This is a genomic window from Phycisphaeraceae bacterium, from assembly GCA_019636735.1.
In the GTDB taxonomy this organism is placed as follows: domain Bacteria; phylum Planctomycetota; class Phycisphaerae; order Phycisphaerales; family SM1A02; genus VGXK01.
The window spans coordinates 209,577-233,476 of the sequence record JAHBWY010000002.1; the positions used below are offsets into that span (position 1 = coordinate 209,577).

Annotated in this window: 19 protein-coding genes; 15 read left to right on the forward strand and 4 right to left on the reverse strand. The window is 65.3% G+C overall.

From position 1 onward, the window contains the following. Positions 1-82: 82 nt before the first annotated feature. The 13 genes from KF724_03040 (at position 83) to KF724_03100 (ending at position 14,667) form a co-directional block, all read left to right on the forward strand. On the forward strand, positions 83-736 hold the full coding sequence (locus KF724_03040; GenBank protein MBX3354656.1) for a cytochrome c3 family protein: 654 nt from the start codon (positions 83-85) through the stop codon (positions 734-736). Beyond that, entirely contained in the window at positions 724-4,014 is a 3,291-nt protein-coding gene (locus KF724_03045; protein MBX3354657.1) for a TAT-variant-translocated molybdopterin oxidoreductase, read from the forward strand. Before KF724_03040 ends, KF724_03045 begins: the two co-directional genes overlap by 13 nt. Positions 4,015-4,100: 86 nt before the next feature. Further along, positions 4,101-5,552: a polysulfide reductase NrfD gene (gene nrfD / locus KF724_03050; protein ID MBX3354658.1), complete on the forward strand. Its 1,452-nt coding sequence runs from the start codon at positions 4,101-4,103 to the stop codon at positions 5,550-5,552. Next, positions 5,549-6,166, forward strand: coding sequence for a DUF3341 domain-containing protein (locus tag KF724_03055; GenBank protein MBX3354659.1), 618 nt, complete (start codon positions 5,549-5,551; stop codon positions 6,164-6,166). The genes nrfD and KF724_03055 overlap by 4 nt, the downstream gene beginning before the upstream one ends. A 2-nt stretch (positions 6,167-6,168) precedes the next feature. Then, positions 6,169-6,852, forward strand: coding sequence for a cytochrome c (locus KF724_03060; protein ID MBX3354660.1), 684 nt, complete (start codon positions 6,169-6,171; stop codon positions 6,850-6,852). Between the two features lie 27 nt (positions 6,853-6,879). Continuing rightward, complete coding sequence (locus tag KF724_03065; GenBank protein MBX3354661.1) at positions 6,880-8,184, forward strand: hypothetical protein; 1,305 nt, start codon at positions 6,880-6,882, stop codon at positions 8,182-8,184. A gap of 30 nt (positions 8,185-8,214) precedes the next feature. After that, positions 8,215-8,760, forward strand: coding sequence for a hypothetical protein (locus tag KF724_03070; protein MBX3354662.1), 546 nt, complete (start codon positions 8,215-8,217; stop codon positions 8,758-8,760). Beyond that, entirely contained in the window at positions 8,760-9,722 is a 963-nt protein-coding gene (locus tag KF724_03075) for an SCO family protein (GenBank protein ID MBX3354663.1), read from the forward strand. The genes KF724_03070 and KF724_03075 overlap by 1 nt, the downstream gene beginning before the upstream one ends. Further along, positions 9,719-10,876 (forward strand): cytochrome c oxidase subunit II, encoded by a 1,158-nt coding sequence (gene coxB / locus KF724_03080; protein ID MBX3354664.1) that lies wholly within the window; start codon positions 9,719-9,721, stop codon positions 10,874-10,876. The genes KF724_03075 and coxB overlap by 4 nt, the downstream gene beginning before the upstream one ends. Further along, on the forward strand, positions 10,876-12,594 hold the full coding sequence (locus KF724_03085) for a cbb3-type cytochrome c oxidase subunit I (GenBank protein ID MBX3354665.1): 1,719 nt from the start codon (positions 10,876-10,878) through the stop codon (positions 12,592-12,594). The genes coxB and KF724_03085 overlap by 1 nt, the downstream gene beginning before the upstream one ends. Positions 12,595-12,596: 2 nt before the next feature. Beyond that, on the forward strand, positions 12,597-13,556 hold the full coding sequence (locus KF724_03090) for a cytochrome c oxidase subunit 3 family protein (protein MBX3354666.1): 960 nt from the start codon (positions 12,597-12,599) through the stop codon (positions 13,554-13,556). A gap of 16 nt (positions 13,557-13,572) precedes the next feature. Next, positions 13,573-14,007 carry a cytochrome C oxidase subunit IV family protein gene (locus KF724_03095; GenBank protein ID MBX3354667.1) on the forward strand — a complete coding sequence of 145 codons (435 nt, stop codon included), beginning with the start codon at positions 13,573-13,575 and terminating at the stop codon, positions 14,005-14,007. Positions 14,008-14,058: 51 nt separating this feature from the next. After that, a complete protein-coding gene (locus KF724_03100; GenBank protein ID MBX3354668.1) occupies positions 14,059-14,667 on the forward strand; it encodes a heme-copper oxidase subunit III in 609 nt (202 codons plus the stop codon). 7 nt (positions 14,668-14,674) lie between these two features. Here KF724_03100 and KF724_03105 read toward each other — a convergent pair whose 3' ends face one another. Continuing rightward, entirely contained in the window at positions 14,675-15,823 is a 1,149-nt protein-coding gene (locus tag KF724_03105) for a DUF3179 domain-containing protein (GenBank protein ID MBX3354669.1), read from the reverse strand. Beyond that, entirely contained in the window at positions 15,820-16,866 is a 1,047-nt protein-coding gene (cyoE, locus tag KF724_03110) for a heme o synthase (GenBank protein ID MBX3354670.1), read from the reverse strand. The genes KF724_03105 and cyoE overlap by 4 nt, the downstream gene beginning before the upstream one ends. A 64-nt stretch (positions 16,867-16,930) precedes the next feature. On the opposite strand from cyoE, the gene KF724_03115 reads away from it, so the two are divergent. Next, positions 16,931-18,634 (forward strand): COX15/CtaA family protein, encoded by a 1,704-nt coding sequence (locus KF724_03115; protein MBX3354671.1) that lies wholly within the window; start codon positions 16,931-16,933, stop codon positions 18,632-18,634. Here the strand turns inward: KF724_03115 and KF724_03120 are convergent. Further along, entirely contained in the window at positions 18,606-19,916 is a 1,311-nt protein-coding gene (locus tag KF724_03120) for a hypothetical protein (GenBank protein MBX3354672.1), read from the reverse strand. The two genes, KF724_03115 and KF724_03120, sit on opposite strands and share 29 nt — an antisense overlap. Positions 19,917-20,321: 405 nt before the next feature. Here KF724_03120 and KF724_03125 point away from each other — a divergent pair, with 405 nt between their 5' ends. Then, the gene (locus KF724_03125; protein ID MBX3354673.1) at positions 20,322-22,376 is read left to right on the forward strand and encodes a hypothetical protein; all 2,055 of its coding nucleotides are present in this window, start codon (positions 20,322-20,324) and stop codon (positions 22,374-22,376) included. 336 nt (positions 22,377-22,712) lie between these two features. Here the strand turns inward: KF724_03125 and KF724_03130 are convergent, their stop codons facing one another. Then, positions 22,713-23,882 (reverse strand): DUF1573 domain-containing protein, encoded by a 1,170-nt coding sequence (locus KF724_03130; GenBank protein ID MBX3354674.1) that lies wholly within the window; start codon positions 23,880-23,882, stop codon positions 22,713-22,715. Positions 23,883-23,900 lie beyond the last annotated feature (18 nt).

Here is a 23,900-nt window from a genome sequence, read left to right on the forward strand (position 1 = left end):
GGTGTGGTCACGCCGCCCATCCTCCCGGCCCCGATCGATCCGCTTCCCTCGTGACCCCGCACGCCTTGGAACCACCGCTCGCATGAGTCGCTTCCTCTTCCCCCGATGGTCGAATGCGCTGTTGCCGGTGCTGCTTGTCACCGGCGCCGTGCTGCCGTTGTACGCGGTGATGTTTGTTGCGTACGGATTGAGTCCAAAGACGCTCGAAGTCGGGTACAAGCCGACGCAGCCGCTGCCCTTCAGTCACGCGCTGCATGCAGGCACGCTCGGCATGGATTGCCGCTACTGCCACAACACCGTGGAGGAGAGTGGTTTCGCCGCGGTTCCTCCGACGCAGACATGCATGAACTGCCACACGCAGATTCATGTGCAGAGTCCTCGATTGGCGCCCGTGCTTGAGAGCTACGCCACGGGCATGCCGGTGGAGTGGATCAAGGTGCATCGCCTGGCGGATTACGCGTACTTCAACCACGCGGCGCATGTGAATCGAGGTGTCGGATGCGTGGAGTGCCATGGTCGCGTCGACCAGATGGAAGTCGTCTACCGGTCGGCGCCGCTCTCGATGGGATGGTGCCTTGATTGCCATCGTGATCCCGTGGATCGTCTGCGACCACTGAACGAGATCACGAACATGGCCTACGACCAGCGCACCGCACTCACTCGCGCCGAGCGCGAGGCGCTGCGGGACCTCTATCACATTCATCCCAACGAGAACTGCTCCACATGCCACCGCTGAACGACCGCGACTCCGCGTCTCCGTCCGGCGGCTGCGGCTCCTCGGAGTCGCCCGCCCCTCTGAGTGGGCGCCGCTGGTGGCGCTCGATTGAAGAGAAGACCCCATCGCCGGAACTGCTTGAGCAGCTCGGTCGCGAGTTCCCCGAAGGCGCGTCGGAGCTTCCCGACGGCGAGGATCGTCGAACCTTCATCAAGCTGATGGGCGCGTCGATGGCGCTCGCGGGCATCGGGCTCTCGGGGTGCCGGCGCTGGCCCGAGGAGAAGATCCTTCCCTACGCGGTTCGCCCCGCCGATCGCATTCCCGGCACGCCCGTCATCTACGCGACAGCAACGGAGTACGGCGGCGTCGGCATGGGCCTGCTGGCCACCAGCTTCGACGGCCGCCCGATCAAGCTCGACGGCAACGCCGAGACATGGATGGGCGGCGGAACCAGCACGCTCGCGCAGGCGAGCATCATCGCGCTCTACAACCCGGAGCGCAGCATCGAAGCGCATGAGCGGGGCGCGCCGTCCACCGATGCGAATTTCAGCGTGTGGGCCGTCGAGCGCTTCGCGGCGCTCAAGGCGCGGGGCGGCGAGGGACTTGCCTTCCTCTCCGAGGCCTTTAGTGGTCCGACCTTCGCCGACATGAAGGCACGCGTGATGAAGGCCTTCCCGAAGGCGCTCTGGGCCACCTGGGAGCCGCTCTCCAATGACGCGGCGCTCGAGGGCACCGCGTTGGCCTTCGGATCGCCGCGGCGCGTCATCCCCGACTTCTCCCGCGCGGATGTGATCGTCTCGCTCGATGACGACTTCCTCAACGCGTCGCCGATCTCGCCGAGGCTGACGCGCGACTTCGCGCAGGGGCGTCGCCCGAATGGAGCCGATCCGAAGCACGCGACGCTCTCCCGACTCTATGCCTTCGAGAGCACGCTCTCGGTCACGGGCATGAATGCCGACGAGCGATTTGCCGTGCAGCGCTCGATCATTCCCGCGATTGCGGCGCACATCGCCGGCTCGCTCGAAGTTCCGTCCAATCCGGCGATCGAGGCGTGCCGTCGCCTTGGCGCCAACTTCAGTCCCGACCAACTCGGCCACGGCCGCACCGAGGCCTACGCCAAGCTTCTCGATGATCTTCGCGCGGCGCGCGGTCGCGGCGTCGTAGTCGCCGGCCCCGGCCAGCCCGCGGTGGTTCATGCGATCTGTGCGCTCATCAACGATGCGCTCGGGAACAGCGGCGCGACGGTGCGCTATGTGCCAGCGCTCGAGAGTCCCTCGCTGCCGCAGATCAAGGCGCTGGTGGATGCGCTCCAGGCCGGTCGAGTCGAGACGCTCGTCATGCTCGGCGGCAACCCCGTCTACACCGCGCCTGCCGACCTCGACTTCGGCAGCGCGATGACCAAGGCGCGCGAAGTGATTCACCTCTCCCTCGAGGTGAACGAGACTTCGCAGCACTCCGCCTGCACATGGCACCTGCCCGCGGCGCACTATCTCGAGTGCTGGGGCGATGTCCGAAACTGGGATCACTCGATCTCCATTCAGCAGCCGCTCATTCTGCCGCTCGTGCCCGATGATCAGAAGGCTCGAAGCCCCATCGAGATGCTGGCGATGATCGCTGGCGACGGGCCGACCGAGGGCGAGCAGCTCGTGCGGCGCACGCACACTTCGGGACCACCGGGACTCGCGGCCGAAGTGGCGTGGCGCCGCATGCTCGAACGCGGCTCCGTGCCCGGCTCCGCGGCCACTGCCGAGGGGCGCCCCGCCGTCAACGCCGCAGCGATCGCGAGCGGCCTGGACGCTCACGGCACCACCATGCCTCGCGCCGCTGCCGGCGGACTCGAAGTCGTCTTCTTCAATGACATGAAGGTCTTCGACGGCCGCTTCGGATCGATCGGCTGGCTCCAGGAGTTGCCCGATCCCGTCACGAAGATCACCTGGGACAACGCCGCGCTCCTGAGCCCGAAGACTGCGGCAAAGCTCGGCGTCTCCAAGGGCGAGATCGTGCGGCTCGCCGCCGGTGGGCGCTCGATCGACGCGGCGGTCTGGCCGCTGCCGGGGCACGCCGATGACTCGATTTCAATCGCGCTCGGCTATGGCCGACGCGAGTGCGGCTCGTCGATTGCGCGCGACGCGGGCTTCAACGCCTACGCCCTGCGCACCAGCAGCGCGCCATGGGTGCACGCCGACGCCTCGGTCACCAAGGCGGGTGGTCGATACGCCTTCGCTCACACGCAGGATCACGGCGTCTCCGAAGCGATCATTCCCGCGGTGCCGCACCAGGGCATCCAGGCGCGACTGCCGTCGCTCGTGCGGCAGGGCACGCTCTCTGAGTATCGCGATCACCCCGACTTCGCCGCGCATCGCACCCATGTGATGCACCGCCTCAGCCTCTGGGAGGAGACGAACCTCGACGGCGCGAAGTACCGCTGGGCGATGTCGGTTGACCTTTCGACCTGCACCGGCTGCTCGGCGTGCGTCGTCGCCTGCCAGGCGGAGAACAACATTCCAATCGTCGGCAAGGACCAGGTGGCTCGCGGACGCGAACTGCACTGGATCCGCATCGACCGCTACTTCCGTGGCGACGACATCGATCGCCCCGACGGCTTCGCGATCTGCCCCGTCACCTGCATGCAGTGCGAGAACGCTCCATGCGAGCAGGTGTGCCCGGTCGCCGCAACGGTGCACGACGATGAGGGGCTGAACAACATGGTCTACAACCGCTGCATCGGCACCCGCTATTGCAGCAACAACTGCCCCTACAAGGTGCGTCGCTTCAACTTCTTCGACTACCAGCGGCGCACCCCGATTCGAGAGCAGAAGGGGATGCTGGCGGTCGAACCCGAGTACTTCATCGAGACTGGGCCCCACATCAGGCTTCGCATGCAGTTCAACCCCGAGGTCACCGTTCGCATGCGCGGCGTGATGGAGAAGTGCACCTTCTGCGTGCAGCGCATCCAGTCGGCGAAGATTCGTGCGAAGAACGCCTGGACTCGCAAGGGTGGCACCGCGAGCGGCGAATCGACATGGACCATTCCCGACGGCACGATCACCACCGCCTGTCAGGACGCCTGCCCGGCCGGTGCCATCGTCTTCGGCGACCTCAATGATCCCAAGAGCCGTGTCAGCGCCCTGCACGGCGATCCTCGCAGCTACCAGATGCTTGAGGAGCTGAACACCAAGACCAGACTTCGCTACATGGCGCGGGTGACGAACCCTGCCGTGGGTGGAGATGGTGGACACGGCCACGCGTCCAATGGCCGCGCGACGAATGGCACCGGCGGTCAGGGAGGTGCCGCGTGAGCGTGATCGATCGAGGAAGCCTCGGCTTCATCCAGAGCGACAACACAGTCGATCAGCCGGGCGAGCGTGCGCCGCTGGTGCTGAACATGGATCGCTTCGGCGAGGTCACTCACCAGGTGGCCCGGGTGGCCGAGTCGCGGAAGGCGCCGCTCGCGTGGTACATCGCCTTCGTGCTGAGCATGGGGCTCGTGGGCCTGCTCGGCTTCTGCGTGACCTATCTCGTCTTCGCGGGTGTCGGCGTCTGGAACCTGAACAACCCGGTGATGTGGGCCTTCGACATCACCAACTTCGTCTTCTGGGTCGGCATCGGTCACGCGGGCACGCTCATCAGCGCCATCCTCTTCCTCTTCAGGCAGAAGTGGCGCACCGGCATCAACCGCTTCGCCGAAGCGATGACCATCTTCGCCGTCATCTGCGCGGGTCTCTTCCCCGGCATCCATGTCGGTCGCGTCTGGCTCGCGTACTGGCTCTTCCCCGTGCCGAACTCGATGGAGATGTGGCCGCAGTTCCGAAGCCCGCTCCTCTGGGATGTCTTTGCGGTCGGCACCTACTTCACCGTGTCACTGGTGTTCTGGTATGTCGGCCTCATTCCCGACCTCGCGACGCTGCGAGATCGGGCCAAGGGCACCATCCGGCAGCTTGGGTACGGTCTCTTCGCCCTCGGATGGCGCGGCAGCAATCGCCACTGGCACCGCTATGAAGTGGCCTACCTGCTGCTCGCGGCGCTGGCGACGCCGCTGGTGCTCTCCGTGCACTCGGTCGTCTCCTTCGACTTCGCCGTGAGCCAGCTTCCCGGCTGGCACACGACCATCTTCCCGCCGTACTTCGTCGCGGGCGCCATCTTCAGCGGCTTCGCCATGGTGGTTACGCTCGCGGTCCCGGCGCGACAGCTCTTCGGGCTCAAGGACCTGATCACGCTGCGGCACCTCGACAACATGAACAAGATCATCCTGGTGACGGGATGCATGGTGGGCTACGCCTACGCGATGGAGTTCTTCATCGCGTGGTACTCCGGCGCTCTCTATGAGAAGTTCGCCTTCGTCAACCGCGCCTTCGGCCAGTACTGGTGGGCCTACGCCATCATGGTGAGCTGCAATGTCATCACCCCGCAGCTCTTCTGGTTCAAGGCGATTCGAACGAGCATTCCGTTGATGTTCGTCCTGAGCCTGGTGGTGAACATCGGCATGTGGTTCGAGCGCTATGTGATCATCGTCTCGAGCCTCGCGAACGACTTCCTCCCGTCCTCGTGGGACAAGTACGCACCCACCTGGGTCGAGATCGGGACCATGATCGGCAGCTTCGGCCTCTTCGGAGTGCTCTTCCTTCTCTTCTGCCGATACCTGCCGATGATCGCGATCGCCGAGGTCAAGGCGACCATGCCCCAGGCGGATCCGCACTGGAGCGGCTACGGCCATCACGGCTCGAACAATGGTCACGGCGGCCATGGCGCTTCCCACGGCCACCCCTCGGTGTCCGGCGCCGCACTGGCCTCGCCCGCACCGGAGACTCCGCAGACCCCGGGAGATCCCCGCACATGAGTACCGTCACCACTCCCGCTCCCGCCGTGCCCATCCGCAGTGCAGGCGCGGGCACGCGCCTCTGGGGGTTGATCGCCGAGTTCGACAATCCCGCGCAGATCGTCGCGGCTGCGGAGCGCGTCCGCGACGCGGGCTACGCGCTCTGGGATTGCCATACGCCATTCCCCGTGCACGGCCTCGATGCCGCCATGGGCATTCGGCGCACCATCCTTCCTGTGCTCGTCTTCATGGCCGGGCTGACCGGTGCCACGCTGGCGCTCGCCCTTCAGGTCTTCACCAACGGCACCAGCCTTTCGATCTGGGCCCTCGTTTGGGTGACGGGATATCCCTTCCTCATCAGCGGCAAGCCGCTCTGGAGCATCCCCGCGTTCATCCCGGTGATGTTCGAACTGACGGTGCTCTTCTCCGCCATGACGACGGCGGGCGGCATGTTCCTCCTCAACGGACTTCCGCGCCTCTTCCATCCCCTCTTCACGAATCGGCGATTCCTTCGGGCGACCGACGACCGGTTCTTCATTTCCATCGACGCCCGTGATCCGAACTTCCTGCGGAGCCGCACCGAGGCTCTGCTGAAGTCCCTCGGAGCGCGCACCGTCGAGGCGGTGGAGGAGTAATCATGCCACCCCGCGCACTCATCTTCGGCGGCCTCCTCGTCGTGCTGCTGCTTCTCATCCCCCCGGCGGTGATCGCACGCATCCGCTCCGAGCCGAGCCCCAACCGGCCCGTGCGCCTCTTCCAGGACATGGCGTTCCAGTCGCGATTCAACCCCCAGTCGGAGAATCCGCTCTTTGCCGACCTTCGCGCCATGCGACCGCCGATCCTTGGCGCGGTGGCCCGGGGCGAGCTCCGCGCGGATGGTCACCTCGACGCTGGTGTGGTCGACGGCGCCTGGGCCACGACGCTTCCACCCAACCCCGAGACGCAGGCATCGCTTGAGTTCCTCGAGCGCGGACGGGCCCGCTTCAACATCTATTGCGCGCTCTGCCACGGCTACGCCGGTGGCGGTGATGGCGTCATCAATCAGCGGGCGATGGAACTGCTGACCAACATCAACGGTCCGGTGAACGGCACCACCTGGGTTCAGGCGAAGAACCTGGTGCACGACGAAACCGTCGTGACCCAGCCGATCGGCCAGATCTACAACACCATCACGCACGGCATCCGCAACATGGCCGGCTACGAGTCGCAGATTTCCGTCCAGGATCGTTGGGCGATCGCGCTCTATGTGAAGGCGCTTCAGCGCAGCCAGAACGCCCGTGAGAGCGATGTTCCCGCCGACCTGCGGTCCCGACTCGACTGATTCCCACGCACGACTGACGAGCAGACGATGAGCCACTCCGCGACGCTTCACGCCCCCGACCTCTCCGATCGCTCGATCATCGGCACCGGCCTCACCATGCAGGCACGGCTCGCCATGGTCTTCGGCGTCATGCTTCTTGCGGCCGGCGTGGTGCTCGGCTGGCGAACGATGGAGGCCGATCAGCTCTCCCGAGTCTGGCTTCAGACCTGGCTCTTCGGGTTGTCGATCTCCCTCGGCGGACTCTTCTTCGTGATCATCCAGCACCTCACGCGCGCAGGTTGGAGCGTGGCGGTTCGGCGCCCGGCCGAGGCGCTGATGTCGAACCTCTTCTGGCTCTGGATCGGTTTCCTGCCGTTCGTGGTGCTCTTCCTGCGAGACCAGCTTGATGTCCTCTGGCCATGGCTCGATCTCGAGTCGCTGCGCTTGCGCGATCCGGACGAGGCCTATGTCGTCAAAAAGAAGACGGCCTACCTGAACGCGCCGTTCTTCTTCATCCGGTCGGCGATCTATCTCGTGAGCTGGTTCATCCTCGCATGGATCTTCTGGCGCGACTCCATCCGGCAGGATGTTGATGGCAGCGTCAGTCGAAGCGTGCGCCTCCAGCGCTTCGCGGGGCCGGCGGCGATCATCTTCGGTGTCACGGTGACCTTTGCCGCGGTGGACTGGATGATGACGCTCTACCCGGCGTGGTTCAGCACCATCTTCGGCGTCTACTTCTTCGCGGGCGCCTGCACGGCGGGCTTCTCCTCGCTGGCGCTGCTCTGCCTCTTCCTCCAGCAGCGCGGATACCTGCGGGGCGTCATCACCCCCGAGCACTATCAGGACATCGGCAAGCTCATCTTCGCCTTCGGTGTCGTCTTCTGGGCGTACATCGCGTTCAGCCAGTACATGCTCATCTGGTACGCGAACATTCCCGAGGAGACGACCTACTACATGGCGCGACAGGTCGGTGGGTGGGGACCGCTCAGCATTGTGCTGCTGCTTGGCCACTTCGTCATTCCGTTCCTCTTCCTGATCAGTCGATGGACGAAGCGCTTCCGCATCACTCTCGCCATCGGTGCCGCGTGGATGCTCCTCTTCGCGTGGATTGATCTCTATTGGCTCATCATGCCGCGCATCCCCGCCAACCTGCCGAGCTTCACGAACTATGACGAAATGTTGGCGGCCAACGCGCATGTCACCACAGGGCTCTCGAACCCCGTCAACTGGCTGATGTTCGCGGGCATGCTCGGGCTCGTCGCGGGCTACACGCTGATGCGCCTCCGCGTGCATCCGCTCGTGTGCACGCGCGACCCGCGGCTCCAGGAGAGCCTGCGCTTCCACAACATCTGATCGACCCGCTCCGCCTTCACTCACCGCACCGTGTCACATCCACCCTCCACAACTTCGCAGTCGCTCACGCAGCTTGAGCCATTCGACGATCCCGAGCCAGGCTGGACCTGGTTCTTCTCTCTGGCCGGAGTGATCGTGCTGATTGCACTGGTTGTCGCCATCGCCGCGCTCAACTTCAACATCGAGCGCAAGGAATTCAAGGCGAAGGTGCTCGACGCGAGCGCCGGAATCGCCGCGCTGATTCCCGCCGGTCCGCTCGATGCCGCCGGAGTCCGCTCCGTGCAGGCGGCCCTCGACAAGGTGCACGTCGAAGGGCGACTTTCGCCCGCCGAGTACGCGCGGTTGTCGCAGGGGCTCCTGCTGAACTCGTGGATGCGATATCCCTGGATCAACGCCGAGGAGAAGACGGAGACGCTTGTTCGCATTCCGATCGCCGAGGCAATGAAGCTTGTGTCGGAGGAGTACTCCAGCAGCGGGAAGCGCTCCATGGCGTCGAACGCGGACTCTGCGGAGCGCATCGCTGCGCCCGGAGCGCCCGCTCCGTCGAACTCAGGAGCAACGGAGCCAGTGCCGTGATGGCCACCCTGACCGACACCATGCTCGCTCTCGTTCGAGGGTCATTCGCGGATCGTCGCCGGCCAGAGAACGCCCGCCGCGTGGCCGCGTGGCTGCTCGGCGCCGTCTGCGCGGGTGCGATCATCTCGACCGCCACGGCCCAGCGCACCGGCTCGGGCTACAAGCCGCCGCGCGTCTCGGCGCACGGCACGCCGGAGGAACTCGAGGGCGTCGACATCGATGTCACGAAGCTCGGCGCGCAGGTGCCGCTCGACCTTCCCTTCGTGGATGACCACGGGCGACCGGTCACGCTGCGGGAGGTCCTGCGTCCCGATCGACCGGCCATTCTCCAACTGGGCTATCTGCGCTGCCCCATGCTGTGCAGCCTGGTCCTGAACCGGCTCGTGGCGGGGCTCCAGGGCGTCGACTGGAGTGCGGGCGATCAGTTCGATGTGATCTCGGTGAGCATCAACCCCGAGGAGAAGCATGACCTCGCCGCGGCCAAGAAGGCCGGGTATGTCATTGAGTACGGCCGTCCGCAGAGCGCGAATGGCTGGCACTTCCTGACGGGGCCAGAGTCGAGCAGCCGCGGACTCGCGGATGCGGTTGGATTCGGATTCCGCCTTCAGCCCGATGGTGAGTACGCCCACGCGGCGTGCCTCTTTGTGCTGACGCCCGATGGGCGCGTCTCGCGCCAGCTCTACGGCGCCGACCAGAAGCCCTCAACGCTTCGAATGGCGCTCCTCGAAGCCTCGGGGGGCACGATCGGCACCATCGTGGATCGCTTCATCCTCTGGTGTCATGTCTATGACCCGGACCGTGCCACCTATGCGTGGTTTGCCTTCCGATTCATGCAGATCGGCGGCGTAGTCACGCTGCTTGGCATTGTGGCGGGGGTCGTCTGGATGCAGTGGATCTCCACTCGCCGGGAGCGCTCGACACCCAGCATCACGCCGCCCTTTGACGCCGGACCCAAGTCATGACCGAGTTCCTCTTCGCCATCGCACCTGTCGCTCTCGCCGACACCGCCACGCCGGTCCTCGGTGGTGACTTCTGGTTGCCTGAGCCCGCATCGACCTTTGCGGGCGGGCTGGACCAGATGTTCTACTTCATCAACTGGCTCTGCTACTTCTTCTTCGCGTTGATCGCCGTGCTCATGGTGATCTTCGTGGTGAAGTACCGGGCGCCGAAGGGGCACACCTTCCGGACCGATGGTCCCACGCACAACACACCACTCGAACTCACCTGGCTGGTGATTCCGCTGATTCTGGTGGTCGTCATCTTCTGGCTCGGCTTCGCCGGTTCACGCACCCTGGGCGTCGAGGGCTATGTTGGCCTGGTCACGCCTCCGAGGAACAGCTACGAGATCCAGGCGACGGCGGTGAAGTGGTCATGGACCTTCAAGTACCCCAACGGTGTCATCACCGATGATCTCTACATCCCCGCCGGCGAGCCGGTGAAGATGGTGCTCAAGTCGACCGATGTGCTCCACTCCTTCTACATTCCCAACTTCCGAGTGAAGCGCGATTGCGTGCCGGAGCGCTACGGCTACCTCTGGTTCCAGGCGGATGAGCCGACGGGGCGCAATCGCTTCCACCACCTCTTCTGCACCGAGTATTGCGGCAGCGGTCACTCGCAGATGAACCGCCGCGTCTTCGTTCTCAGTCGGCCCGACTTCGACGCGTGGCTCAAGAACGAGGAGACCTGGCTCGAGAAGATCGACGATGAGGAGCTCTACTGGCGCGCCGGTCCCAAGCTCTTCGGGCGTTGCGTGACCTGCCACTCGCTTGACGGCACGGTCGGTGTCGGTCCGACTTGGAAGGGGCTCTGGGCGAAGACCACCGGTGGGGCGGGCAGCGATGGCCTGGTTCTCAACTCACGCACGAACCGTGATGAAGCCTATCGCGATCTCATCGGACCCGGGAAGGAGTTCGCCACTCCCGAGGATTACATCCGGGACTCGATCATCAATCCAAACAGCCATATCGTCCGTCCCTTCAAGGCGGGTCAGATGCCGACCTTCCGGGGACAGCTCGATGAGCGCGCGATCGACGCGCTGATCGGGATGATCAAGAATGTCGAAGAGTTCGATCCACGCACGGGCAGGTGGCTGAAGGAAGCCACGGAGCAGAAGTGATGACCGCCATCAATGTCAATAACGACGCCGTTCTGGATCACACCGCGTCGGGCGACAACTATCTCACGCACACGCGCGGCTTCCTGAGCTGGGCGTTCACCCTCGATCACAAGCGGATCGGGGTCATGTACATGGTCGCCGTCCTGGTGTCGTTCCTCGGAGGCGGCATCTTCGCGCTGCTCCTTCGGACGGAACTCCTCAGCCCGGCGCCGGTGCTGACGGACAATCCCACCACCTACAACATCTGGTTCACCCTGCACGGGGCGATCATGGTGTTCCTGGTGATCATCCCGAGCATTCCGGCGGCCCTCGGGAACTTTGTTCTGCCCATCATGCTCGGGGCGAAGGATGTCGCCTTCCCAAGGCTCAATCTCTTCAGCTTCTGGCTCTGGCTCGCCGGCGCCGCCTGCGCGGTCCTTTCGCTGCTGATGGGTCAGTTCGACACGGGTTGGACCTTCTATGTGCCGTACTCGACCACCACCGACCTCGGCGGCGTGGTGCCGGTCGTCGTGGGCGTCTTCATTCTCGGCTTCAGCTCGATCTTCACCGGCATGAACTTCGTGGTCACGATCCACAAGCTCAGGCCGCCCGGCATGACCTGGTTCCGCATGCCGCTCTTCCTCTGGGCGCTCTACTCGACCGCGCTCATCCAGGTGCTGGCGACCCCGGTGCTGGCCATCACGCTCTTGCTCCTCATCGTCGAGCGGACCGTCGGCATCGGCATCTTCGATCCCATGCTTGGCGGCGACCCGGTGCTCTTCCAGCACTTTTTCTGGTTCTACAGTCACCCCGCCGTCTACATCATGATCCTGCCGGCGATGGGCATCATCAGCGAGCTCTTCGCCGTGCACTCCCATCGCCACATCTTCGGCTACCGCTTCATCGCGTACAGCTCGGTGGCGATCGCGATCTTCAGCTTCCTCGTGTGGGGCCACCACATGTTCGTCTCGGGCCAGTCGGCGCTGCTGAATGTGCTCTTCTCGGCGATCAGCTTCAGCGTGGCCATCCCGAGCGCCGTGAAGGTGTTCAACTGGACCGCGACGCTCTACAAGGGCTCGATCAGTCTCACGACGCCGATGTTCTACGCCTTGGCGTTCCTGGTGCTCTTCACCATCGGCGGCTTGACGGGCCTGCACCTCGCCACGCTCAACACCGATGTCCACCTCCACGACACCTATTTCGTGGTGGCGCACTTCCACTATGTGATGATGGGCTCGGCCCTGATCGCCATGATCGGCGGCCTGCACCACTGGTGGCCGAAGATGACCGGCCGCATGTACAGCGAGACGCTCGGAAGCCTCGCGTGCATCATCATCTTCATCGGCTTCAACATCACCTTCTTCACGCAGTTCATGCTCGGCAGCCACGGCATGCCGCGGCGTTACTACACCTACCAGCCCGAGTTCCAGACCTACCATGTGATCTCGACGATCGGTGCGTATGTCATGGCCTTCGGGTTCCTGGTGACGGCGTACTGCCTTCTCTCGAGCCTCTGGTTCGGGCGTCGCGCACCGGCGAACCCCTGGGGTGGTCGAAGCCTCGAGTGGCAGTGCTCGAGCCCGCCTCCGCATGACAACTTCCCCTCGCAGCCGAGGGTCGGTGACTGCTACGACTTCTCCTGCGTCGTCTGGAACGAGGAAGAGGGCGGCTATGTCGTCGATCGAAGTCTTGACCCCGAGTTGAACCCGAATGCCCCGAAGCGGGCGGGGGCGCATTGACCGTGAGCACCATCTCCGCAGGCCCATCCTCACACGGACACGATGACGGCCACGCCGACGGGCATGGCCACGATCATCCGCCGTTCCTCGCGCATCACTTCGAGACGCCCCAGCAGCAGTTCGACAGCGCGAAGCTCGGCATGTGGCTCTTTCTTGCCACGGAAGTGCTCTTCTTCGGCGGTCTCTTCGTGGCCTATGCCGTCCTCAGGGTGCGCTTCCCCGAGGTCTTCAGCTACGCCAGTCTCTACCTCGACACGATCCTGGGCGGGATCAACACGACGGTGCTGATTCTCTCCAGCCTGACGATGGCGCTCGCGGTGCGATACGCGCAGACCGGTCGCAAGTCGGCGATGCTCCTCTGCCTTTGGCTCACGCTCGCCGGTGCCGCGGGCTTCATGGTCATCAAGTACTTCGAGTACCAGCACAAGTTGGAAGTCAACCTGAAGTGGGGCACGGCGTTCTATGTTCCGCCCGATTCCGCGGATGGGCGCGAGGAGATGAAGGCGCTGGCCACGCCACTGCCGCCTCCGCCGCCACTGGTCGTCACTGATCCGACCGCAACCGCGCTGCCGGTGCTGGCAGAGATGCCTCCCGTGGACCAGGCGGCGATCAGGCCCGCGGCTCAGGCGCCGACGGGCCTCGCCTCGCCGCGACGCATGGCCGAGGCCGAGGGGATCAGGACGGTCGCCACCGAGCCGGACAAGGCCGCGGCGTTCCATCTTGAGGATCCCAGGCTTCCGCCGAATACACACCTCTTCTTCGCGATCTACTACGCGATGACAGGACTGCACGGCGTCCATGTCGTGATCGGCGGCTTCATGCTCGTCTGGCTCATCTGGCGCGGCATGCGCGGAGACTTCGGGCCGCAGTACTACACGCCCGTCGATGTGGGCGGCCTCTACTGGCATGTGGTTGATCTTGTCTGGATCTTCCTCTTCCCGCTCTTCTATCTCATCCACTGACGGCCTCGGAACAGCCATGGCGAATCCATCCGCGTCTCACGCTCATCACCACGGCGCCCACGGCGAAGCTCATCCGCTCGTCGGCCATCTCGTGCCCATGAGCACGCTTCTGGGTACGGCCGCCGCACTCATCGTGCTGACCGTCATCACGGTCGCCGTCCGGTACATCGATGTCGGTGAGTTCAACATTCACATTGCGATCGGCATCGCGGTGATCAAGGCGACGCTGGTGGCGCTCTTCTTCATGCACTTGCGCTGGGATCGCCCCTTCAACCTGCTGATGTTCGTCGCCTGCGTTCTCTTCGTGGTGCTGATGATGGCCTTCACGGTCATGGACTCCGTCCAGTACAAGAACCTCCAGTTCGGCGGCAATCCTCCCGCGGTGCAGAAGACGCTCGAAGCGGCGGCGCCAGGGGCGCCGGTCGCGCGCTTCCACCAGTTCACCCCGTGATCGATCGGCGTCCTGGCGACGCGACGCTCGCGCGGAAGGGGCGTTGACGGCGTGGCCATCAAGACCGAACGCTTCATCGATCCCTTCGATTCATCATCGGAGCGTCGCAGCGCGTGGCGCTTCGGCATGTGGCTCTTCGTCGTGGTCGTGGGCATGGTCTTTGCTTCGGCCATCCTGGGGTACATGGTGGTGCGCCTCGGTGAAGGCGTCGGAGCGGAGTGGCGCCCGCCGGGTGCGCCGGGAGTTCCCCGCCTCTTCGTCATGTCGACGCTGCTGGTCGGGCTGATCAGCGCCGCGCATGTGATGGCGCTACGCGCAGCTCGGAGCGGCACGGCGCTTGGTGCCGGGCGCTGGATGATGACGGCCTCGATCGGTGCGCTCCTCTTCCTGGTCGTCCAGGTGATCGCCTGGTGGGAGCTGATCGCCGCGAATCTGCGCATGGATGCGTCGCTCTATGCCTACACGCTCTTCGTCCTCACCGGCCTTCACGCGCTTCATGTGATCGGCGGCATGCCCTCTCTGGCGCTGACCACGCATCGCGCCATGCAGGGGCGCTATCGCGCCGACGACACCGTCGGCATCGAGCTCTCGGGGCTCTACTGGCACACGCTCGCCATCGCGTGGATCGCTCTTTACGCCGTGCTCTGGTTCGGAAGCTGAGAGCGCCTCACCGCGACGGATCGGCCGCCGCGCTCTCCTCGGGGCGCGTGATGACCTCGATCTGCGCGTCGGGGTGGAAGGCGCGCCACACGAACCAGAGCGACGGAACAGTCATGAGCGGGTCGCCGTCAAACGGCTCAAGGCGAGCGCCCGCAGGCTCTCCCGGTGCGTGCGCGGCGGTCACCTCCGCGCGAAGTCGCAGACCGTCGACCTCGATCTCGCCCGAGTCGCTCCGCCCGAGCGCCACGCGAATGCGCTCGGTCGGCAGCACCATCCATTTCGAGGCGTCGCGCGGGTCGCGGAGCGCGACCACGGGTGCCTTGCGGGCGAGGGCCGGCGTCTCCTGCGGCGATGATGGCGCCGGCGGCATGGGAAAGAGAAAGGAGTTGTTCGTGAAGTAGCGCGTGTAGCTGGTGCTCGCGTAGCGACGCCCGAGCGCGGGATCACCATCGATGATCTCGCTGTGGGGGTGGCGAGCAAGCCACGCCGCCCAGGTGGTGATGACAACGCCGGGCAGTGGTTCGAGCGGCGTTCCCGCAAGTGGTCCAGCAATCGCTTCCATCGAGAGCTGGCCCCACAGGCTGGGAGACTCCGTGTCGCGGTCATAGAACACCAGGTTCGATCGATCGAGCAGACCGCTCACGCCGAACCGCCGCGTGCGCTCCCCGATGCGTCGGGAGAAGACCGCTGCGGCATCACCCAGCGGGCTGTAGGTGACCACGATCGGCACTCCGGCGATCTCGTCATTCACCACTTCGTGACCATTGAGCACGCGAAGCGGATACGCGCGGGCGATGCCATCCACCACCACGCCGAGCACCCGGTCCGTGCTGACCACGAGCTTGCGGCGCCGCTGCGTGTTGATGGTGGGAATCTCCCGGCCGTCGAGAACCACGGGATTGTCGAGCGCCGGCAATCCGTCGCGCGCCATGCCGCTGGCAACAAAGGTCTCGCGCGGCACGCGCAGGTTCGAGAGATCAAAGCCGTAGCTCTCGACCGAAGTGCCATCGCCCACGCGACCGCGCCCCGACCAGACGCCGACGAGTGACCAGAGGACGATGCCCACCACGAGCAGCAGTGCCGCGACGATGGCCCAGCCGCCGGAGGCGAAGGTCAGTCGCGCGGGCCCGCCGGGAGCAGGTGTGACGCCGCTCATGGCGCCGGCACATCAACGGCGAAGGACGACCCGCCTCGCAGCGCGGCGTGGGGACCCACTGGACCTCGGTCAGCCACCAGCAGAATGAGCAGCAAGGGCAGATAGACGATGCTGCCGATGAAGACTGCCCGCGCCGCCGCAGTCGTCCGCGAGATTCTGAAGCGAACTGCGAGCGCACTCAGCCAGAGCCCGAGCAGCAGCGAACCCGCGGCGAACCACCAGCCCGCGACACCGAACATGGTGGCGAGGAGCGCCACGGGAATGAGGAGCAGCGAGGTGAGGAGTACGATCTCCGCAGTCGTGCGCCCGCTGGCATCGAGCACGGGCAGCATGGCGAAGCCACCGCGTCGATAGTCATCGCGATAGATCCACGCGAGGGCGAAGAAGTGGGGGATCTGCCAGACGAAGAGGATGGCGCCGAGGATCCATGCGCCGGGCTCGAGGGAGCCGGTCGCCGCAGCCCAGCCGATCATGGGTGGCGTGGCGCCGGTGATCGCGCCGATCAGAGTGTTGAAGGTCGTGAGTGGCTTGAGGGGCGTGTAGAGCAGGATGTAGAGCAGGATTGTGAAGAGCGTGAGCCCCGCCGCCAGGAGGTTGCCGAAGAGGGCGACCATCGAAACGCCGAGGTACGCCGCCACGACACCGACAACGAAGACCACGACGGGTGAGACGGCGCCTGCGGGCAATGGTCGTCCGCGCGTCCGCACCATCAGGCCATCTCGTCGCGTCTCAATGAGCTGATTGAGCATCGCTGCTGCTGCGGCGGCCAGGGCCGTGCCGAGCACCGTGCCCATGAAGGCAAGCCACGCTCGGTCGGGGGTCGGCGCCGCCGCGTAGCCCACCGCCGTCGTCAAGACGACCAGCGCGCTGAGTCGCGCTTTCGAGAGCGCCGCCCACACTGAAAGGAAGCGTCGCTCGCTTCGCTGCGCATCAGCGGCGTCGAGATTGGCAGCGAGCGGCGCGGCACCAATCAGTTCCACGGTGCCATCGCGCGGCGAGCCCGGAGCTTGCATCGGCGCAGAAGTGGAGGTGGCGCTGGTCATGGGGCGGCGCAGGGGAGTTGGCGAGGCCGTCAGCGGTCGCGGAGGATGCTTAGTATAGGAATCCATGCTCTCCAATCCGACCATCCTGGTGCTTGTGGCTCTGTTTGCGGCGCTGGCCGTCCTTGCCCTCGCCTCGAGGGTGCGCGTGATCAATCTCGCGCTGGGCTTTGGAAGTGCCGTCGGCATGTGGGCCTGTGGCTACGCCGCCATGACGGCTCCAGGCTTCATCGCGGGCGAGATCATCTTCATCCTGAGTCTTCTCGTGATCGTCGCCGCGGGATTCATCGCCGCCCGTCACGGCGGGCCGCTCGCCTCCGGCATGGTCGTCGGACTTGTCTGCGCCGCCGTCAATCTGCTGGTCGTGGGTGGTCTCCTGGGCGGCAAGCCCTCAATCTCGCTCCTCGTCGAGCGCCATGGTCAGCGCGAGGAGATCCCGCTCTTCGTCATTGAACCCGAGGCGGGTCAGGCGATCGAGCTCGGTCTCCTGTTGGAGGCGGCGCCATCGGGCCAGATCTCGGGCCTGCGGGTGATGGCCGTCGCACCACGATCGAGCGCCGAGAATTCGCACCTCCAGGCGGGCGATCTCATCCTGAGAATCGATGGGCATGAGGCTCAGTCGCGCGAGCAACTGGCCGAGGCGGCGCACGCCGCTCTCGAGCGCGGTGCAACAACTCGAACGCAGGGAGGGCCGTGGATCATCGGGCTCTTCCTTGTGTCCGGCGTGCTCGGATGGGTGGGTGATCGCATCGGTCGGCGACGCAGCGGCACGCCACTCTCGAACCCCGCCATGCTCTTTGCATGCGTCGCCGCGTCAGCCATCCTCCTGCTGCTCATCACCGGTGGATTGGTCACCGGCATGAAGGCGGGTCTCGCCGTGCCAGACTGGCCCAGCAGCTTCGGCCACAACATGCTGCTCTATCCGCTCAGCGCGATGACGGGCGGTGTGTACTACGAGCATGCGCATCGTCTCTTCGGTATGCTGGTTGGTGTCACCACGCTCGTTCTGGTGGGCGTCGTCTTCAGGAGCGAGTCCCGAGTTTCAGTTCGCGTGCTGGCGATCGCCCTGCTTCTCGCCGTGGTGGTTCAGGGGCTGCTTGGAGCGCTGCGCGTGACGGGTGGCTTCTCGATGAGCGAGCATCGCGCCGATCATGAGCCGAGCCTGGTGCTCGGGATCGTGCATGGCGTGATGGGGCAGGGGATTCTCGCGGGAACCGTCGTGCTGGCCGCCATGCTCTCCTCGGGCTGGAGGCGCTTGCCAGCGGCGCAGGCGATCCCGGGAGGCGGAACCATGCGCGGCTTCAGCATCGTGCTCATTGCGCTGCTCATCATGCAGCTCATTCTCGGCGCCTGCTATCGACACCTCTCGGTGCGGCCGACCGAGGACGCGCCGGGCTCGGGCCCGCTCTGGGCGCTGCATGGGCACATCACGATGGCGGCGGTCATTCTCATCCTCGTGCTCATGACTGGCTTCCGCGCGAAGGCCTTCGGTCGCGACGGACGAGTGCCGATTCTCCCGGGCCTAGGCCGCGTGCTGCACGCGGTGGTGGGCGTGCAGATCCTGCTTGGAATCGGCGCGCTCGTTGTAGTCCTGACGCGACGCGGGCCAGCGATTCCTTCTTGGGAAGTGATTGTGACCACGGCACACCAGGCGACGGGCGCGGTTCTCCTCGCGGTGGCAGCGCTTCTCGCGGCATGGAGCTGGCGCCTCGTGCGCGGCTCAAGTGCAACGCTCCCCGCGGTCAGGGCTCCATCACCAGCGTCGGCTTGATCGCTTCCTGAAGCGCCAGAAGCAGATAGGCCGTCGCGAGTTCGGGGTTCGCCTCCATCCAGCGTTCGGCGCTGTTGCGGAAGCTGCCGTCGGCGGATTGCATGCCGACGATCGTGTCGATGAGTTCGTCTCGCCAGTCGTGTTCGGTGCCGCTTGAGTCGGTGATCATGCGCTGCCCCGAGGCTCGCAAGGCGCGCGCCATTGCATGGAGGTAGTAGTAGTGACCCTCGAGTCCCATGCCGGGGTTCTCCTTGAAGGTCCAGTGGCGCGAGATCCACTCGAGCGCAGAGCGGACTCTCGGGTCATCCTCGGTCAATCCCGCGTGCAGCAGGCTCTTGAAGCCTGCGTAGGTCATGCTTCCATAGCTTCGCAGTGAGCGGGGCTGTCCCGGCGGGAGTTTCTCGCCGGCCCGCCCTTCACCGGCAGCGCCGCTCGCCATGCTCTCGCCGCCGTTGGCCGGCGTGTAGACCATGCCACCATCGCGCGAGCCATCTTCGGCCCACGCTGCCGAGTTGAATTCAGGCAGATTCTGGCAGCGCGTCACGAAGATGAGCGCCTTCTGCACCGACGGGTCGGTCGCGTCAACACCGGCGTCGCGCAGTGCATCAAGGAAGAACTGGGTGTTGCTCAAGTCGGGGCGACGGCTGTTGCCATAGCCGGCGCCGCCGAACCAATCGCGATCGGGCCCGATCCCCTGCGCCTGGTCCCACTGCTTCGACTTGAGCCAGGTGACCATCTCGACGACCCACTCCCGGGTTCGAGCACTGCCCACCGAGGCGAGACCCATCGTCATCGCCGACGCGGCATAGTTGCCCAGCGCCCCAGATGAGTCGGGGTCGAATGTCCCGTCGGGCCACGCGCGGCGACGGAGGTACTCGATCGCGCGAGCGAGCGCCGGATCACTCTCGACATCGATGCCGTTCTGGGCGAAGGCCTTGATGACCAGACCCGTGATCGCAAGCGACGCAGCGAACGAAGGTCTGACCTGATCGGTGCCAGCGCCCGCCGTTCCCTCCATCCACCCGCCGTTTGGCCCCTGCACGCTTCGCAGCCAAGTGAGACCCCGATCGATCGCCGCCGTTGTTCGCTCGAAGCGCTCTCGGTCGATGGGCACCTGCTCCGCGCTTCCGGCGACCCGGTGGACCACGGGGGGCAGGAGCGCCACCCGCCCCGGCGGTTCAGGCACGGCAAGGCGGGTGATCCGAGCCGGGTCGACGAGGGTGCCGGGTTCGCCCCCGGTGGGGGCGGTGACCTCTCGGCGGACCTCGGGGGGAAGCGGCACGCTTTGCTGGACGAACCTGTCCGGGATTGCCCCAGGCTGTTCCGGGGAGGTGGACTGGACCCAGCCAGCGGAAAGAAGGGCCATCGAGAGGGGGGCAGAGAGAAGGAGCGGCATGGGCATTTGGGGATGGGGGGACAAGATTCCGAGAAGAACTACTCCTTGGGTCAACATAACGCCTGAAGGGAAGGCAGTTCCGTTGAATTCGCGGCGTGGCCTGGTGTTCGTGCTGGACTCCACGATGGCCGGCGACAGACTTCCCGCGTCCGTGGATCCGGACGGCCAGCAATGGGCGACCTAGGTGCGTCCTCCCTTGTCATCCGTGCGTATTCTCGGTCAGTTCCTCGAGGCTCAACGCGAATGGCCTCGAGACCGTTTTATCCCCTTTTTCAGAGGAGTCCAAGGAAGATGAGGTTCTGTACCACCCTCGCCGCTCTGGGCGTCGCGACGATCGTTGCCGCGTCGACTGCCGGAGCACAAACTCAGATCTTCGGATCCGGCGCTGCCGGGCCGAACTTCTTCAACCCACAGGGCGCCAACGCTGGTGTCCGCGTCTACAACAACTGCTTCGTCGAGCTTCCGCCCAGCGCCACACAGGCGGAGATCACCGAGGCGCGTCTCACGCTCTTCCGCCTTGCCAATGCACCGGCGGTGAACATCGAGCTCTTCGCGGTCGAAATGACCTTCGATGGCACCGCGTTCAACATTGGTACCCAGACGAGCCTTGGTGTGGTGTCCCTGCCTGAGCAGGGCGCGGCAGGCAACTTCACGATCAATGCCATCCCCGCTTCGCCGGTGACACTGACGCTTGAGACCGTGTCGAACCCTGGCTTGGGCGGCTTCTGGATCGCTTGGAACGAAGTGAGCGGCGCCGTCGGCACCAACCAGCAGGGCGCACGAACCGCGGGTGCTCCGGCCATCGGTGCCAGCATCAACGGCTTCGGCATGTTCAACTTCAATGGCTCGGGCATCTTCGAGGCGTTCTTTGGATTCGGCGCCGGCGTGCCCGCGCGCTTCATGGTTGATGTCTTCGGTTCGGTGGTCGGCGGAAGTTCGTGTGTCGGCCCGACTCCGAACTACTTCGAGCCGGAGCCCTGCGGCGACGACTTCAACGGCGGCTGCAACTCGCCGCCCTTCACCCCGGTCGACATCATCAGTCCGAACCAGATCATCGCCGGCACCTTCTGGGCCGACGCTGACACGCGCGACACCGACTGGTATGAGTTCACCACCACCGAGCCGACGAACCTGACCGTGGAGATCTACTCCGACGGACCAGGCGCGGCGATCCTGGTCGATGCGATCTGCCCGCCGACGGTCATTGCGGTGACCGGCTTTGGCTGCCCCGGAGTTCTGACCTTCGACTGCCTGCCGGCTGGCACCTATCGGATCGTGGCGCTGATGACCGTGTTCAACGGTTTCCCCTGCGGATCCGGTGATGTGAACGAGTACACGCTCGTCGTCAGCAATGAACCGGCCGAGTGTGATCCGATCTGTGGCGCTGGCCAGGATTGCTGCGAGGTCTCCGAGACCCCGGGCTGCTCCGATGAGATCTGCTGCGACCTCGTCTGCTCGGTCGATTCGTTCTGCTGCCTGATCGCCTGGGACTTCCTCTGCACGCAGTTGGCCGCCGACTTCTGCGGCCTGCCGTGCCCCGGTATCTGCGAGCTCAGCGGCAATGACTGCTGCGCCGCGGCGACCACCCCCGGCTGCAGCGATCCAACCTGCTGCGAGTTCATCTGTCTGCTCGATCCCTTCTGCTGCGACACCGCGTGGGATCAGCTCTGCGCCGATCAGGCTCTCGAGTTCTGCGAGACCTGCACTCCGCCTGAGTGCCCCTTCACCTGCACCGGTACCGCCGAGGGCGAGCCGTGCGGCGAGGACACCAACGGCGGCTGCAACTCGGTCTTCCCTGTCTTCGGCGTGGTGAACTGCAACGAGACGATCTGTGGTACGGCGTGGGCCTCTGGCGGCACGCGTGACACCGATTGGTATGTCCTCGACCTTGCCGATGAGACTGAGATCACCGTGACCATCACCTCGCAGCTCCCGATGGTCATCGGCATCGTGAACACCACGGATTGTGCGACGGCCACCGAGCTCAATCCGTTCGCGGCCGGTGATTTCTGCGGCACGGCGACCTTCACGGTCACGCTGCCGGCCGGTACGCACTGGGTCTTCGCGGCTCCCGCGGTCTTCAACGGCTTCCCCTGCGGCAGCGGCAACAACGACTACGCGTTGACCGTGAGCTGTGCAAGCGGGCCCGTCTGCACGGAGAACCCCGACCAGAGCGGCGACGGCTGCGTGAGTGGTGCGGACATCGCCATCGTGCTCGGCAACTGGAACCCCACCACCCCCGGCACCCCGGGCAGCCCCGGCGATGTGAACTGCGATGGTCTCGTCAGCGGTGCTGACATCGCGGTGATCCTCGGCGCGTGGCTCACGGGTCCGAACTGCCCGTAATCCGGATCTCCAATCCGGTCCACTCCTGTGGAATCATGGGCCCCTCGGCTTCGGCCGGGGGGCCCTTTCTCTTGCGCCTTGTCTGCGCCCCGCTTGCGCCCCCGCTCTCGCTCGGTCGGGGGCAGTGAACAGCCGCCCTTCGGGGGGCCGCCGGGCCAATTCCCTTGTTCTTGCGCTGTGTCGGGGGCAGGGTCTGTGTGCATCAGCCGAGGCTTCGCGCGGAAGCCGCTCGATTCATGAGCGAGTTCGAGCGGAGCGGGGTGCGCAGGCCGTCACGCGCCGCGCTTGGAAGCGTGAGCGCGTCGAGATCCCCGGATCCTCGCCACCGGCGTCAGGTCATGCGTCGTCCGGCACGGCCTTGCAGTAGACGAGCAGATCTTCGGCGAAGGGGCGCGCTTCCTCAGGTGAAGTCAGGTCGAAGCGCACGGGGAAGAGAAGCACTCCGCTGGCGCCCGCCTTCGGAGTGAGGCGCACGGTGACCACGGAATTCTCTCCGTCGAACTTCTGCTCCAGGAGCTCCGCGACGATGTCACTGCGTGTGCTGGTGACGCGCTGCACCGTCAGATTGCCCCGGGGCATGACGGCCTTCTTGATCTCGATCTCGAAGGTTCCTGGCTTGCCCGGCGAAATCACCCCCGCGTTCGCCCTGAACTCGGCGAACTGGATCCTCGGACGGATGTGGGTGCACTTGTGGCGCACCCGCATGTCGATGAGCGGCGCATCCTCACGGTCGGTCTCGATGATCAGGTAGCGCGGCATCGAGTCGCAGTCCCGCGCCGAGACATCGTAGCGCACGCGATAGGAGGCCTTTGGAGGCTGCGACGGATCCCAATCGAGGAACTGCGGCGGCTTGGCACCGACGCTGAGGACCCGGAAAGGCTTGCCGTCGAGTGTGCCCACGGTCACCTCGCCGCGCACGCGCGATGGATCAGTGTCGGCATCGATGAAGGGGTCCCACGAACCGCCCGGCTTGTTCTGAGCGACGGCGCGGACCGAATACACCACCTCGGCGCGGAGCTCGACGCGAAGCGGCGTGTCGAGGCCTTCCACGATCAGGCGGACATCGGCCATCTTGACGCCGGTCGAACTGACCTTCATCGCGAGCGGGAAAGTCAATGAATCGCGGGCGGGAATGACCTTTCCGTCGAGATCAACGGTGGTGCACTGACAGGATGGAACAGCCCGGAGAACGCGGACCGGACGATCCGTGTCGTTGACGATCTTCGCCTCGGCGGAGAGGTCGGTGTGAGGGGCGACGAATCCGAAGTTGACGAGGGCGGGCTCGACCCGAACTGGCGCTGCTGGTGCAGCGGGGCGGCGAGCGGGCGGAGTCGTGGCTCCCTGGCCGGGTCGTGCTCCGGGTACTTGAGCGAGGGCGTCTGACTGCGAGGAGTCAAGTGGCGCGACGGCGGAAGCCGCGGTGTCCTGCGATGACTCGGAGGCATCGGCGCAGGCGAGCAGGTTGCCTGTCAATGCCAGGGCGAGCAGCACTTCGATCGTCTTCATCGAGTCGTGATCCTACAC

Bases quoted from the DNA above. Each gene is read 5' to 3' on its own strand.
- KF724_03040 (MBX3354656.1), top strand. From the start codon at position 83: ATGAGTCGCTTCCTCTTCCCCCGATGGTCGAATGCGCTGTTGCCGGTG.
- KF724_03045 (MBX3354657.1), top strand. From the start codon at position 724: ATGCCACCGCTGAACGACCGCGACTCCGCGTCTCCGTCCGGCGGCTGC.
- nrfD (MBX3354658.1), top strand. From the start codon at position 4,101: ATGGATCGCTTCGGCGAGGTCACTCACCAGGTGGCCCGGGTGGCCGAG.
- KF724_03055 (MBX3354659.1), top strand. From the start codon at position 5,549: ATGAGTACCGTCACCACTCCCGCTCCCGCCGTGCCCATCCGCAGTGCA.
- KF724_03060 (MBX3354660.1), top strand. From the start codon at position 6,169: ATGCCACCCCGCGCACTCATCTTCGGCGGCCTCCTCGTCGTGCTGCTG.
- KF724_03065 (MBX3354661.1), top strand. From the start codon at position 6,880: ATGAGCCACTCCGCGACGCTTCACGCCCCCGACCTCTCCGATCGCTCG.
- KF724_03075 (MBX3354663.1), top strand. From the start codon at position 8,760: ATGGCCACCCTGACCGACACCATGCTCGCTCTCGTTCGAGGGTCATTC.
- coxB (MBX3354664.1), top strand. From the start codon at position 9,719: ATGACCGAGTTCCTCTTCGCCATCGCACCTGTCGCTCTCGCCGACACC.
- KF724_03085 (MBX3354665.1), top strand. From the start codon at position 10,876: ATGACCGCCATCAATGTCAATAACGACGCCGTTCTGGATCACACCGCG.
- KF724_03095 (MBX3354667.1), top strand. From the start codon at position 13,573: ATGGCGAATCCATCCGCGTCTCACGCTCATCACCACGGCGCCCACGGC.
- KF724_03105 (MBX3354669.1), bottom strand. From the start codon at position 15,823: ATGAGCGGCGTCACACCTGCTCCCGGCGGGCCCGCGCGACTGACCTTC.
- cyoE (MBX3354670.1), bottom strand. From the start codon at position 16,866: ATGACCAGCGCCACCTCCACTTCTGCGCCGATGCAAGCTCCGGGCTCG.
- KF724_03115 (MBX3354671.1), top strand. From the start codon at position 16,931: ATGCTCTCCAATCCGACCATCCTGGTGCTTGTGGCTCTGTTTGCGGCG.
- KF724_03125 (MBX3354673.1), top strand. From the start codon at position 20,322: ATGAGGTTCTGTACCACCCTCGCCGCTCTGGGCGTCGCGACGATCGTT.
- KF724_03130 (MBX3354674.1), bottom strand. From the start codon at position 23,882: ATGAAGACGATCGAAGTGCTGCTCGCCCTGGCATTGACAGGCAACCTG.